Source organism: Streptomyces sp. P9-A4, assembly GCF_036634195.1.
Classification (GTDB): Bacteria; Actinomycetota; Actinomycetes; order Streptomycetales; family Streptomycetaceae; genus Streptomyces.
Genome location: NZ_JAZIFY010000001.1, coordinates 1,646,370 through 1,658,874 on the forward strand (window position 1 = coordinate 1,646,370; position 12,505 = coordinate 1,658,874).

Below are 12,505 nucleotides of genomic sequence, written 5' to 3' on the forward strand. Positions count from 1 at the left end.
GAGGAGGTCAGCCGACCAGGCTGTCGTCGAGCTCCTCGGTCAGGTTGGACTCGGTCCCGGGAATGCCCAGGTCCTGCGCCCGCTTGTCGGCCATCGCGAGCAGCCGGCGGATCCGCCCGGCCACCGCGTCCTTCGTCAGCGGCGGGTCGGCGAGCGCGCCCAGCTCCTCCAGGGAGGCCTGCTTGTGCTCCATCCGGAGCCGGCCGGCCGCCGCGAGGTGCTCGGGCACCTCCTCGGCGAGGATCTCCAGCGCGCGCTGCACCCGGGCCCCGGCGGCCACCGCGGCGCGGGCCGAGCGGCGCAGGTTGGCGTCGTCGAAGTTGGCCAGGCGGTTGGCGGTGGCGCGGACCTCGCGCCGCATCCGCCGCTCCTCCCAGGCGAGCACCGACTCGTGCGCGCCGAGCCGGGTGAGGAGGGCGCCGATCGCGTCGCCGTCGCGGACGACGACCCGGTCCACCCCCCGCACCTCACGGGCCTTCGCCGCGATGGAGAGCCGGCGCGCCGCGCCGACCAGGGCGAGCGCGGCCTCCGGGCCGGGGCAGGTCACCTCCAGGGAGGAGGACCGGCCGGGCTCGGTCAGCGAACCGTGGGCGAGGAACGCACCCCGCCAGGCCGCCTCCGCGTCACAGGTGGCCCCGGAGACCACCTGCGGGGGAAGGCCCCGGATGGGGCGCCCCCGGCCGTCGACCAGTCCCGTCTGCCGGGCCAGCTGGTCTCCCCCGGCCACCACCCGCACCACGAAGCGCGAACCGCGCCGCAGACCGCCGGGGGCCATCACGATCAGCTCCGAGCTGTGCCCGAAGATCTCCAGGATGTCCCGCTTGAGGCGGCGGGCCGCCATCGCGGTGTCGAGCTCCGCCTCGATCACGATGCGGCCGCTCACCAGGTGCAGACCGCCCGCGAACCGCAGGATCGACGAGACCTCTGCCTTCCTGCAGCAGGTCCGGGTGACGGGAAGCCGGGAGATCTCGTCCTTCACCGCTGCCGTCATCGCCATGGGCCGATCCTTCCATGCATCCGAAAAATACGGTCGTACGCGGCGGCCAACAGCTCCGGGTCGTGCTTCGCGGAGCCGTCGGGCCCGGCCACCGGCGCCAGCTCGACCGCGGCGCCGAGCCGCTTGGCGGCATCGGCGAGGGATTCGCGGTCGGGCACGGCGGCCTCGTCGGCCAGCACCACGTCCAGGGCGAGTTTAGGGGCGTGTCGTCCCAAAACCTCCAAATGACGCTGCGGGGAGAAGCCCTCGGTTTCTCCGGGCTGCGGCGCGAGGTTCAGCGAGAGCACCTTCCGGGCCCTCGTCTCGGCCAGGGCGTCCAGCAGTTCGGGGACGAGCAGGTGCGGGATCACCGAGGAGAACCAGGAGCCCGGACCGAGGACCACCCAGTCCGCGTCGAGGACCGCCTCGACCGCCTCGGGCACCGCCGGCGGGTCGTGCGGCACGAGGTGCACCGACTGCACCTCGCCCGGCGTGAGGGCCACGGTCGCCTGCCCGCACACGGTGTCCACGTCCTCCGGGCGCTCCGGGTCGTGCCCCTTGACCAGGGCCTGGAGCTCCAGGGGTACGGCGGACATGGGCAGCACCCGGCCCTGGGCGCCGAGCAGCCGGCCGACCAGGTCCAGGGCCTGCACGGGGTCGCCGAGCTGCTCCCAGAGGGCGACGATCAGCAGGTTGCCGACGGCGTGGCCGTTGATCTCGCCCTTGGACTGGAAGCGGTGCTGGATGACCCGGGCCCAGGTCTGGCCCCAGTCGTCGTCGCCGCAGAGCGCGGCGAGCGCCTTGCGCAGGTCACCGGGGGGCAGCACGCCCAGCTCCTCGCGGAGCCGGCCGCTGGAGCCCCCGTCGTCGGCGACGGTGACGACGGCCGTGAGGTCGCCGGTGATCCGGCGGAGGGCGGCGAGGGAGGCCGACAGGCCCATGCCGCCGCCCAGTGCGACCACCTTGGGCTGGGCGCCGCGTCTGCGGAGCGCGCGCCGCACCGTGAGGGTGGAGCCACGCCGACGGGTCGGCCTCACTCGCGCCCCATGTCCCGGTGCACGACGACGGTCTCGACCCCTTCGGCGGCGATGCGGGCGGCGAGCCGCTCGGCGGTGGCCACGGAGCGGTGCTTGCCGCCGGTGCAGCCCACGGCGATGGTCACGTACCGCTTGCCCTCACGGCGGTAGCCCGCGGCGATCAGCTGGAGCAGCTCGGTGTAGCGGTCGAGGAACTCCTTGGCGCCGGGCTGGTTGTAGACGTAGTTCGACACCTCCTCGTTGAGGCCGGTGAAGGGGCGCAGCTCGGGGACCCAGTGCGGGTTGGGCAGGAAGCGCATGTCGACGACGAGGTCGGCGTCGACCGGCAGGCCGTACTTGAAGCCGAAGGACATGACGGTGGCCCGCAGCTCGGGCTCCTCGTCACCGGCGAACTGGGCGTCCATCTTGGCGCGCAGCTCGTGGACGTTGAGGCTGGAGGTGTCGATGACCAGGTCGGCGTCGCCGCGCAGCTCGCGCAGCAGGTCGCGCTCGGCGGCGATGCCGTCGGTGATGCGGCCGTCGCCCTGGAGCGGGTGCGGCCTGCGGACCGACTCGAAGCGCCGGACGAGGGCGTCGTCGGACGACTCGAGGAAGACGATCCGGCGGGTCACCTGCTTGGCGTCCAGGTCGGCGAGCGACTCGCGGAGGTTGTCGAAGAACTGCCGGCCGCGGACGTCGACGACGACCGCGATCCTGGCGACATTGCCCTGGGAGCGGGCGCCGAGCTCCACCATGGTGGGGATCAGCGCGGGCGGCAGGTTGTCGACGACGAACCAGCCGAGGTCCTCCAGGCACTTCGCCGCGGTGGACCGGCCCGCTCCGGACATGCCGGAGATGATCACCAGCTCGGGAATGGCCGCCTCGGCGCCGTTGTCGCCGGGGGTCTCCTTCGTGCCCGTACTCACGTGTCCTGCTCCGTCTTCTCGGTCGTGCTCGTGGTGCTCGTCCCGCGGGTCCTTCTGGTCCTGCTGGTCGTGCGGGTCCTGCTGTCCGTGCGCGGTCATGCCGTGCCGCCCCCGTCGTCTTCCATGATCTCTCCTGTCGCCGTGTTCACGGCGGGTGCCGCCGGGGCCGCCTGGGCGAGGGCCACGACGACCGCCTCCGCGGTCTTCCGGCCCATGCCGGGGACCTCGCAGATCTGCTCGATTGTCGCCTGCCGGAGCCGCTTCACCGAGCCGAAATGCTTGACCAACGCCTGTTTCCGTGTCTCGCCCAGTCCGGGGACGGCGTCGAGAGGGCTGGTCCGGATACGTTTCGTCCGCTTGGACCGCTGGTAGCGGATGGCGAAGTCGTGAGCCGTGTCACGCACCCGCTGGAGGAGGTAAAGGCCCTCGCTGGAGCGGGGCAGCACCACCGGGTCGTCATCGCCGGGCAGCCACACCTCCTCCAGCCGCTTGGCGAGCCCGCAGACCGCGATGTCGTCGATCCCCAGCTCGTCGAGGGCCCGCCGGGCCGCCGCGACCTGCGGCTGCCCGCCGTCGACCACGACGAGCTGCGGCGGGTACGCGAAGCGCCGGGGCCGCCCGGCCTCGTCCGGGTCCTCGACGACGCCCTCGGCGTCCCATTCCCCCGTCTTCTCCTTCTCCAGGAGGTAGCGGCGGAAGCGCCGGCTGATCACCTCGTGCATGGACCGGACGTCGTCCTGACCCTCGCCGTGCCAGACCTGTGTGTCTCCGACCCGGCCCTTGATCTGGAAGCGGCGGTACTCGCTCTTGCGGGGCAGTCCGTCCTCGAAGACCACCATCGAGGCCACCACGTCCTCGCCCTGGAGGTGCGAGATGTCGAAGCACTCGATCCGCAGCGGCGCCGAGTCCAGGTCCAGGGCCTCGGCGATCTCCTCCAGGGCCCGGGAGCGGGTGGTCAGGTCGCTGGCGCGCTTCGTCTTGTGCAGCACGAGCGCCTGCTGGGCGTTGCGCGCGACGGTCTCCATCAGGTCCTTCTTGTCGCCGCGCTGCGGGATGCGCAGCGAGACGCCGGACCCGCGGCGGCCGGCCAGCCAGGCGCTCACGGACTCCGCGTCCTCGGGCAGCGCGGGGACCAGGACCTCCTTGGGGACCGTGTCGCCGGTCTCCTCGCCGTACAGCTGCTGAAGGGCGTGCTCGACGAGCCCGGCGGTGTCGACGGCCTCGACCTTGTCGGTGACCCAGCCGCGCTGGCCCCGGACGCGTCCGCCGCGCACGTGGAAGATCTGCACGGCGGCCTCCAGCTCGTCCTCGGCGAGGGCGATCAGGTCGGCGTCGGTGGCGTCGGCCAGCACCACCGCGCTCTTCTCCATCGCGCGGCGCAGGGCCTCTATGTCGTCGCGGAGCCGGGCCGCCTTCTCGTACTCCATGTCCTCGGCCGCGAGCATCATCTGCTTCTCCAGCCGGCGGATGTACGTCCCCGTGCGGCCGGCCATGAAGTCGCTGAACTCCTCGGCCAGTTCGCGGTGCTCCTCCGGGGTGACCCGGCCGACGCAGGGCGCGGAGCACTTGCCGATGTAGCCGAGGAGGCAGGGGCGGCCGGCCGACGCGGCGTTCCTGAACACGCCCGCGGAGCAGGTCCGCACCGGGAAGACCCGCAGCATCAGGTCGACGGTCTCGCGGATCGCCCACGCGTGCGCGTACGGCCCGAAGTAGCGGACGCCCTTCTTCTTGTGGCCGCGCATGACCTGGACCCGGGGGAACTCCTCGTTCATGGTCACCGCGAGGTACGGGTAGCTCTTGTCGTCCCGGTACTTGACGTTGAACCGGGGGTCGTACTCCTTGATCCAGGAGTACTCCAGCTGGAGCGCCTCGACCTCGGTCGACACGACGGTCCACTCCACCGAGGCGGCCGTGGTCACCATGGTCGCCGTGCGCGGGTGCAGGCTCGTGAGCGGCTGGAAGTAGTTCGCCAGCCGCTGACGCAGGGACTTCGCCTTCCCCACGTAGATCACCCGGCGGTGCTCGTCGCGGAACTTGTAGACCCCCGGGGAGTCGGGGATCTGCCCCGGCTTGGGGCGGTAGCTGGAGGGGTCTGCCATGCTCCCCACCCTACTTGCGGGCACCGACACTCCGGCCTCGCGCGCTCGTTGGCGAAGCATGGCGAATCAGGTGACGGGACGGCTGGCGGACCGGGTGTGCGTGATCACGGGCGCGGCGAGCGGGATCGGGCGGGCGACGGCGGAACGGTTCCTCGGCGAGGGGGCGCGGGTCGTCGCCGCCGACCTCGACGCGGAGCGGCTCGCGACGCTGGAAGGGGTGGTACCGGTCGTCGGCGACGTCTCCCGGGAGGACGACGCCCGGCGGATGATCGCCACGGCGGTGGACCGCTTCGGGCGGCTGGACGTCCTGGTGGCGAACGCGGGGGTGATCCCGCTGCTCTCCGTCACGGAGGCGGAGGCGTCGGACTTCGACGCGGTGATGGCCGTGGACGGCCGTGGCATGTTTCTGACCTGCAAGTACGCGATCGAGGCGATGCTCGTCTCCGGTGGCGGGGCGATCGTGTGCACCTCGTCGATCTCGGGCGTGGCCGGGCAGGCCCGGCAGGCGGTCTACGGCCCCGCGAAGTTCGTGGCCACCGGGCTGACGAAGCACCTGGCGGTGGAGTGGGCGGAGCACGGGATCCGGGTGAACGCGGTGGCGCCGGGCACGATCGAGACGGAACGCGTCGCCGCGGCGCGCGAGGAGCCCGGCGGCCCGGAGTACCTCTCGGAGATCGTCCGCGCCCACCCGATGGGCCGCTTCGGCACACCGGAGGAGGTGGCGTCGGCGATCCTCTTCCTGTCGTCCCCGGAAGCGTCCTTCATCACGGGCACGATCCTGCCGGTGGACGGCGGGTACTTGGCCCGCTGAACGGGGCGGGCACCGGGGGGCCTGGCGGGCCGCTCCCGCCCACCGCCGTGTGGGCCATCGTCCCGCAGGGCGGGACGGGTGGGCACACGGGACGCGCGCCCCGGCCGCGCCCCGGCCCCTTGTGCCTTGGCCCGCACCACCAGCGCGGTGCACTGGTGGTGCGGGTCCAGGCGCGGAAGCCCAGGCCCGGCAAGGGGGCACGTCCGCTGTGCCCACCCGTCCCGCCCCAGCGGAACGAATGCCCACAACGGGGCGGGCACAGCCCGAGGTGGGGCACGGCCCGCAGCGCGGCCAGCGGGCGGGCGGCCCGCAACCGCGGCCTGCTCAGTTCGTCCTGCGTCTCCGTATCGTCGCCGTCGCCCCGAGACCGAGCACCAGCACCGCCCCCGCCCCGGCCACCGTCGCCGTGTTCATGGCGGTCGGCCGCTCACCGTCGGCCGTCACCACGCCCGGCCGATCCGCCGCGCCCCGCTCCCCCGGCGCATACCCGCCCGCCGCCCCCTTCCTCGCGTAGGCCGAGCCCGGGAGCTTGTCGCCGTACGCCCGGGCGACCCGCTCCCGGTACGCGCCGAGGCTCGTCCCGTTCCGCCCGACCGCCCGCACCGCGTCCTCGTCCAGCGGCAGTACCTTCGCTCCCCTCTGGACGTACCACGCGTCGATCTGCGGCTCGCGGAACACCAGCCCGCCGCCGCCCATCTCCGCGTAGCGGACCTCGTCGTCGCCGGTGGCGATGTTCACCACCTGCCAGCCGCCGCCCGGCTCCTTCACCGTCCACAGCGAGGCCTTCTGCCCGTCCGAGGACACGGCCCTGCTGGCCCGGAACTCGACGCGGGCGACCGGCGCCCCCGCCTTCCCGGCGACGAAGTCCGGGGAGAGGATCCGTACCGGCACCGAAGCACCCTCGACGCGCGGCGCAGCCGCCGCGCGGGCGACGGCCCCGTCGCGGGCGAAGAACCGGGACAGCGTGTCCAGGGTCCCCGGCGCGGAGGCGGCCTGTTCGGGGGTGGCCGCCGACGGCGGCGCCTCGGCCGCGTCGGCGGGCAGCGCCCCGAGGAGGACGAGGGTGGCGGTGGCGAGGAGCCCCGCTCCCATGGCACGTGCGTTCATCGCCGTCACGCCCCGATCCGGTAGAGCGAGTGGGTCCAGGAGAAGGAGCTGTTGTTGACGTACCAGGCGTGCGAGGCCCAGTTGTAGCGGTTGCTGGAGGGCCAGGGGTCGCCCCAGTAGACCCAGCTGTTCGCGTCGTCGTAGCCGTAGATCACATGCATGTGGCCGCCGCCGCCGGCCCACTGGATGCGGGTCTCGACGGGCCGGTCGGCGTTGATCTCGGTCTGGAGCGTCGCGTACCGCAGCCAGCCGGTCACGTACGAGCCCGGACTGACGCCCGCCCAGCTCAGCCCGGTCTGGACGTTGCCGAGGGTGGCCTGGTCGTTGGGGCACTCGTAGCCCTGCTGCCGGTTGAAGGCGGCGTTGCAGAACTGGTTCTGGCTGTAGTTCCGGCCGAACCAGGTGGCGATCGTGTTGCCGCCGGCGGCCCAGCACCAGTTGGTCTTCTGCTGGGCCTGCATGGTGATGTTCAGCCGCTTGGAGCCGAGCGCGGCGGCGTCCTCGCCGGCGGGCGCGGCGGACGCGGAGGTGGTGGGGACGAGGAAGAGGGCGGCTGCGGCGAGTGCCGCGAGGTTCAGCCTTCTGGTGCGCATCGCGTTCCTCCCTGGGACGGGGGGTGTGGGGATGTGGGGGTTGGGGGGGTGGGGGTGGAGGAGCGCGTCCGGACGCTGGTCAGGAGCATCTGCCGTTGTCCGTATCCGGTCAACACGCTTCAATGCGGGGTGACATCGGACTGTGAACGGTGTGACCCGGGTGTGAACGGACGCCCTCGGCCCACCTGCCCGCCCACCCCGCGCGGTGCGACGGTCCGCGCCCCCGTCGTGAACGTTCACTGAGGAGTCCTCGTGAGCCACACCGAGGCCGATCTCGTGCAGCTGCTGCACACCGGCCCCTTCCATCTGGCGCTGCGCACCGCGCTCGCCGTGCGCGGGCTGCCGCTCCAGCGGGTCCAGCACCATCTGGCGCACCGGGGCATCAAGGTCGGGGTGACGAGTCTGAGCTACTGGCAGCAGGGCGCCCGCCGCCCACAGCGCCCGGAGTCCCTGAAGGCGGTCCGCGCCCTGGAGGAGGTGCTCCAGCTGCCCGGGAACTCGCTGCTGCGGCTGCTCACGGAGGACGCCGCCGCGCGGTCCGAGGTGGAGCGCCCGGCGGCCCGCTCGTACCGCTCCCTCGTGGAGGCCTCCGGCTCGGTCGAGGAGCTGCTCGCGGACCTGGAGTCACCGGCGGACGGCGGGCTGCACACGGTGGGGCACCACGAGCGGGTACGGATCGGGGCGGGCCGGGAGCTGGTGGAGCGCGAGTCGCAGCACGTGGTGCGGGCGCACCGGGACGGGATCGACCGCTATCTGGCCATCCACCACGGGGACCCCGGCTGCGACCCGTCGCGGGTGGCGGTGCGGGCGCTGGAGAACTGTCGTACCGGGCGGGTGCGGTGGCACGCGGGGACGGGGGTGCTGGTCGCGGAGCTGCTCTTCGACGCGCGGCTGCGGGCCGGGGACACGTACCTCTTCTCGTACGGGTTCGAGGACGGTACGGCGGGTCCCAGCGGGGAGTACGTGCGCGGGTTCAGCTTCGCGGGCGGGCAGTACGTGCTTCAGGTGCGCTTCGACGAGGCGGCGCTGCCGGTACGGTGCCGGCGGTTCGCGCAGGCCTCGGCGGGCGCGCCGCGCGGCGGCCGTGCGGAGCTGACGCTGAGCGGCCGGCACCGCACGGTGCACCTCGTGGAACAGGGCGTACGCCCGGGAATCCTGGGGGTCGACTGGGACTGGGCATGAGCCGGGCCCGTACCTAAGGGCCCCGGCTCAGACGGGCCGGAGGGCCCGGCTCGGCCCGGGTCCCGGCTCGGCCGGGGTCCCGGCTCAGGCCTTGGGCGCGGCCTCGGGGCCGGCGACCAGCTTGCCGTCCTCGACGCGGATCGGGACCTCGGGGAGCGGAACGGTGGCCGGGCCGCGGAGCGCCTTGCCGGTCGTCACGTCGAAGCGGCTGCCGTGGCAGGGGCAGTTGCCCTCGTTCTCCTCGACCTTGTCCAGGACGCAGCCGGCGTGGGTGCACTGGGCGCTGAACGCCTTGTACTGGCCCTTGGCCGGGCAGCTCACCACGAGGCGCTGCTCGCGGTAGAGCTTGGAGCCGCCGACCGGGATCTCGTCGGGGGCGCCGAGGGCGACCGGCGCGGTCGGGGTCGGCACCTCGGCGTGGCCGAGCTTGGACTCGGTGGAGCAGGCGGCGACTCCCAGCCCGGCCGCACCTGCGAGGGCGGCGCCTTTCAGGACGGTACGGCGGCTGGACTGGCCGGACATGTGCGCTCCACGGTGGATCGGTGCAAGGCGTGACCGAACCGACGATACCGGCGCGGCTTCCGACACCGACCTCCGGGCCCGGGGTGGGGCCGGAGGCGGGGGCCCGGCCGGACGGCAGGCCCCCGGAGCTCCGGTCGGGCCCGGACGGCAGGGCCCCCGCTCCCAGGGGCCCTGCCGCCGACGTCAGGCCTTGCGGGCCCGGGTCGTCGCCTTCTTCGCGGCGGCCTTCGTCGCCGTCGCCTTCGTCGCCGTCGCCTTCGTGGCCGTCTTCTTCGCCGGAGCGGCGGCCTTGGTCGCGGCCTTGGTGGCGGCTGCCTTCTTGGCCGGGGCCGTCTTCTTCGCCGCCGCCTTCTTCGCCCCGCGCGCCGCCGGGACCGTCCCGCCCGCGTCGCTGACCCGGTCCGCGTCCAGGATCTCGCGGAGGAACTTGCCGGTATGGCTGGTCGGGACCGAGGCGACCTCCTCGGGCGTGCCCTCGGCGACGACCAGGCCGCCGCCGTTGCCGCCCTCGGGGCCCATGTCGATGAGCCAGTCGGCGGTCTTGACGACATCGAGGTTGTGCTCGATGACGATCACCGAGTTGCCCTTGTCGACCAGACCGGAGAGGACCTTGATCAGCTTCGAGATGTCGTCGAAGTGCAGACCGGTGGTCGGCTCGTCCAGGACGTAGACCGTGCGGCCCGTCGACCGCTTCTGGAGCTCGGAGGCCAGCTTGACGCGCTGCGCCTCACCGCCGGAGAGCGTCGGCGCGGACTGCCCGAGCCGTACGTACCCCAGTCCGACCTCGTTGAGCGTGCGCAGATGGCGCGCGATGGTCGGGACGGCCTCGAAGAAGTCGAGGGCCTCCTCGATCGGCATGTTCAGGACTTCGGCGATGGACTTGCCCTTGTAGTGGACCTCCAGGGTCTCCCGGTTGTACCGGTCGCCGTGGCAGACCTCGCACGGGACGTAGACGTCCGGGAGGAAGTTCATCTCGATCTTGATCGTGCCGTCGCCGGAGCAGTTCTCGCAGCGGCCGCCCTTCACGTTGAAGGAGAACCGGCCGGGCAGGTAGCCCCGGACCTTGGCCTCCATCGTCTCGGCGAAGAGCCTGCGGACGTGGTCGAAGACGCCGGTGTACGTCGCCGGGTTCGACCGGGGGGTGCGGCCGATCGGGGACTGGTCGACGTGCACGACCTTGTCGACGAGGTCGTCGCCGTCCACTCGCGTGTGCCGGCCGGGCACCGACTTGGCGCCGTTCAGCTCGCGCGCCAGGTGGGTGTAGAGGATGTCGTTGACCAGGGTCGACTTGCCGGAGCCGGAGACGCCGGTGACGGCGGTGAGGACGCCCAGCGGGAAGGAGACGTCGATGTCCCGCAGGTTGTTCTCGCGGGCCCCGTGCACGGTGAGCCGGCGTCCGGGGTCGACCGGGCGGCGGATGTCCGGGGTGGGGATCGCACGGCGGCCGGACAGGTACTGCCCGGTGATCGACTCCTCGTTGGCGAGGAGCTCCTTCATGGTGCCGGAGTGGACGACCCTGCCGCCGTGCTCACCGGCGCCGGGGCCGATGTCGACGACCCAGTCGGCGACCTTGATGGTGTCCTCGTCGTGCTCGACGACGATGAGCGTGTTGCCCATGTCCCGGAGCCGTACGAGGGTCTCGATGAGCCGGTGGTTGTCGCGCTGGTGCAGGCCGATGGACGGCTCGTCCAGCACGTACAGCACGCCGACCAGGCCGGAGCCGATCTGGGTGGCGAGCCGGATGCGCTGGGCCTCGCCGCCGGAGAGGGTGCCGGCCGCGCGGTTGAGCGAGAGGTAGTCGAGGCCGACGTCGACGAGGAAGCGCAGCCGCTCGTTGACCTCCTTGAGGACCCGCTCGGCGATCTGCTTGTCCCGGGCGTTGAGCGTGAGGCGGGACAGGAACTCGGCGCAGTCGCTGATGGACATCGCGGAGACCTCGGCGATGGACCGGTCCATGACCGTGACCGCGAGGACGATCGGCTTGAGGCGGGTGCCCTCGCAGGTGGGGCAGGGCACCTCCCGCATGTAGCCCTCGAAGCGCTCGCGGCTGGAGTCGCTCTCGGCCTCGGTGTGGCGCCGCTTGACGAAGGAGACGGCGCCTTCGAAGGCCGGGGTGGTGTACGCCCGCTCCCGTCCGTACCGGTTGCGGTAGCGGACCTCGACCTGGGTCTTGTGGCCGTACATCAGGGCCTTCTTGGCGCGCTGCGGCAGTCCCGCGTACGGGATGTCCGTGCGGAAGCCGAGGGCCTGGGAGAGACCGCCGATGAGCCGGCCGAAGTACTCCTTGGTGTGGCCGTGCGACCAGGGGTGGATGGCGCCCTCGTCGAGCGACTTGTCCTCGTCGGGGACGATCAGCTCGGGGTCGACCTCCATGCGGGTGCCGATGCCGGTGCAGTCCGGGCAGGCGCCGAAGGGCGAGTTGAAGGAGAAGGAGCGGGGCTCCAGCTCCTCGAAGGACAGGTCGTCGTACGGGCAGTAGAGGTGCTCCGAGTACATCCGCTCGCGCTCGGGGTCGTCCTCGGGGAGGTCGACGAAGTCGAGCACGACCATGCCGCCGGAGAGTCCGAGGGCGGTCTCGACGGAGTCGGTGAGCCGGCGCTTGGCGCCGTCCTTCACGGTGAGGCGGTCGACGACCACCTCGATCGTGTGCTTCTCCTGCTTCTTCAGCGTCGGCGGTTCGCTCAGCTGTACGGTCACGCCGTCGACGCGGGCGCGGCTGTAGCCCTTGGTCTGGAGGTCGGCGAAGAGGTCGACGAACTCTCCCTTGCGCTCGCGCACGAGCGGGGACAGCACCTGGAAGCGGCTGCCCTCGGGGAGCTCCAGGACCTTGTCGACGATGGCCTGCGGCGACTGGCGGGAGATCGGCCGGCGGCACTCGGGACAGTGCGGCTTGCCGATGCGGGCGAAGAGCAGCCGGAGGTAGTCGTAGACCTCCGTGATGGTGCCGACCGTGGAGCGCGGGTTGCGCGAGGTCGACTTCTGGTCGATGGAGACGGCGGGCGACAGACCTTCGATGAAGTCGACGTCCGGCTTGTCCATCTGGCCGAGGAACTGCCGGGCGTAGGAGGAGAGCGACTCGACGTAGCGGCGCTGCCCCTCGGCGAAGATCGTGTCGAACGCGAGGGAGGACTTGCCCGACCCCGAGAGCCCGGTGAAGACGATCAGGGAGTCGCGCGGGAGGTCGAGCGAGACGTTCTTGAGGTTGTGCTCACGAGCGCCACGGACGATGAGACGGTCGGCCACGCCGGTCCGCACCTTTCTTCAGAGAGCGGA

The 12,505-nt window shown here is 72.3% G+C and carries 10 protein-coding genes; 2 read left to right on the forward strand and 8 right to left on the reverse strand.

The features are described from left to right. Positions 1-7: 7 nt before the first annotated feature. From whiA to uvrC, 4 genes are read right to left on the reverse strand one after another with little or no spacing between them, the layout of a single operon-like run. On the reverse strand, positions 8-997 hold the full coding sequence (whiA, locus tag V4Y03_RS07400) for a DNA-binding protein WhiA (RefSeq protein ID WP_017238652.1): 990 nt from the start codon (positions 995-997) through the stop codon (positions 8-10). Continuing rightward, the gene (locus V4Y03_RS07405; RefSeq protein ID WP_317873769.1) at positions 988-2,013 is read right to left on the reverse strand and encodes a gluconeogenesis factor YvcK family protein; all 1,026 of its coding nucleotides are present in this window, start codon (positions 2,011-2,013) and stop codon (positions 988-990) included. The genes whiA and V4Y03_RS07405 overlap by 10 nt, the downstream gene beginning before the upstream one ends. Continuing rightward, positions 2,010-3,017, reverse strand: a complete 1,008-nt coding sequence (gene rapZ / locus V4Y03_RS07410; protein ID WP_332434393.1) for an RNase adapter RapZ — start codon at positions 3,015-3,017, stop codon at positions 2,010-2,012. Before rapZ ends, V4Y03_RS07405 begins: the two co-directional genes overlap by 4 nt. Continuing rightward, a complete protein-coding gene (uvrC, locus tag V4Y03_RS07415; RefSeq protein ID WP_317873771.1) occupies positions 3,014-5,017 on the reverse strand; it encodes an excinuclease ABC subunit UvrC in 2,004 nt (667 codons plus the stop codon). The genes rapZ and uvrC overlap by 4 nt, the downstream gene beginning before the upstream one ends. 58 nt (positions 5,018-5,075) lie before the next feature. Here uvrC and V4Y03_RS07420 point away from each other — a divergent pair, with 58 nt between their 5' ends. Next, positions 5,076-5,828, forward strand: coding sequence for an SDR family NAD(P)-dependent oxidoreductase (locus V4Y03_RS07420; protein ID WP_332434394.1), 753 nt, complete (start codon positions 5,076-5,078; stop codon positions 5,826-5,828). A 324-nt stretch (positions 5,829-6,152) separates the two neighbouring features. On the opposite strand, the gene V4Y03_RS07425 is transcribed toward V4Y03_RS07420, so the two are convergent. Together V4Y03_RS07425 and V4Y03_RS07430 are read right to left on the reverse strand one after the other, a co-directional pair. Further along, positions 6,153-6,935 (reverse strand): hypothetical protein, encoded by a 783-nt coding sequence (locus V4Y03_RS07425; RefSeq protein WP_443079753.1) that lies wholly within the window; start codon positions 6,933-6,935, stop codon positions 6,153-6,155. Positions 6,936-6,940: 5 nt separating this feature from the next. Continuing rightward, entirely contained in the window at positions 6,941-7,528 is a 588-nt protein-coding gene (locus V4Y03_RS07430) for a papain-like cysteine protease family protein (protein ID WP_332434396.1), read from the reverse strand. A gap of 252 nt (positions 7,529-7,780) precedes the next feature. Between V4Y03_RS07430 and V4Y03_RS07435 the strand changes: the two genes are divergently transcribed. Then, on the forward strand, positions 7,781-8,710 hold the full coding sequence (locus V4Y03_RS07435) for a hypothetical protein (protein ID WP_317876509.1): 930 nt from the start codon (positions 7,781-7,783) through the stop codon (positions 8,708-8,710). Positions 8,711-8,794: 84 nt separating this feature from the next. Here the strand turns inward: V4Y03_RS07435 and V4Y03_RS07440 are convergent, their stop codons facing one another. After that, entirely contained in the window at positions 8,795-9,232 is a 438-nt protein-coding gene (locus V4Y03_RS07440; protein ID WP_332434397.1) for a Rieske (2Fe-2S) protein, read from the reverse strand. Positions 9,233-9,415: 183 nt separating this feature from the next. Further along, the gene (gene uvrA, locus V4Y03_RS07445) at positions 9,416-12,475 is read right to left on the reverse strand and encodes an excinuclease ABC subunit UvrA (RefSeq protein ID WP_332434398.1); all 3,060 of its coding nucleotides are present in this window, start codon (positions 12,473-12,475) and stop codon (positions 9,416-9,418) included. Positions 12,476-12,505: the final 30 nt, after the last annotated feature.

Bases quoted from the DNA above. Each gene is read 5' to 3' on its own strand.
- whiA (WP_017238652.1), bottom strand. From the start codon at position 997: ATGGCGATGACGGCAGCGGTGAAGGACGAGATCTCCCGGCTTCCCGTC.
- rapZ (WP_332434393.1), bottom strand. From the start codon at position 3,017: ATGACCGCGCACGGACAGCAGGACCCGCACGACCAGCAGGACCAGAAG.
- V4Y03_RS07440 (WP_332434397.1), bottom strand. From the start codon at position 9,232: ATGTCCGGCCAGTCCAGCCGCCGTACCGTCCTGAAAGGCGCCGCCCTC.
- uvrC (WP_317873771.1), bottom strand. From the start codon at position 5,017: ATGGCAGACCCCTCCAGCTACCGCCCCAAGCCGGGGCAGATCCCCGAC.
- V4Y03_RS07430 (WP_332434396.1), bottom strand. From the start codon at position 7,528: ATGCGCACCAGAAGGCTGAACCTCGCGGCACTCGCCGCAGCCGCCCTC.
- V4Y03_RS07420 (WP_332434394.1), top strand. From the start codon at position 5,076: ATGGCGAATCAGGTGACGGGACGGCTGGCGGACCGGGTGTGCGTGATC.
- V4Y03_RS07425 (WP_443079753.1), bottom strand. From the start codon at position 6,935: ATGAACGCACGTGCCATGGGAGCGGGGCTCCTCGCCACCGCCACCCTC.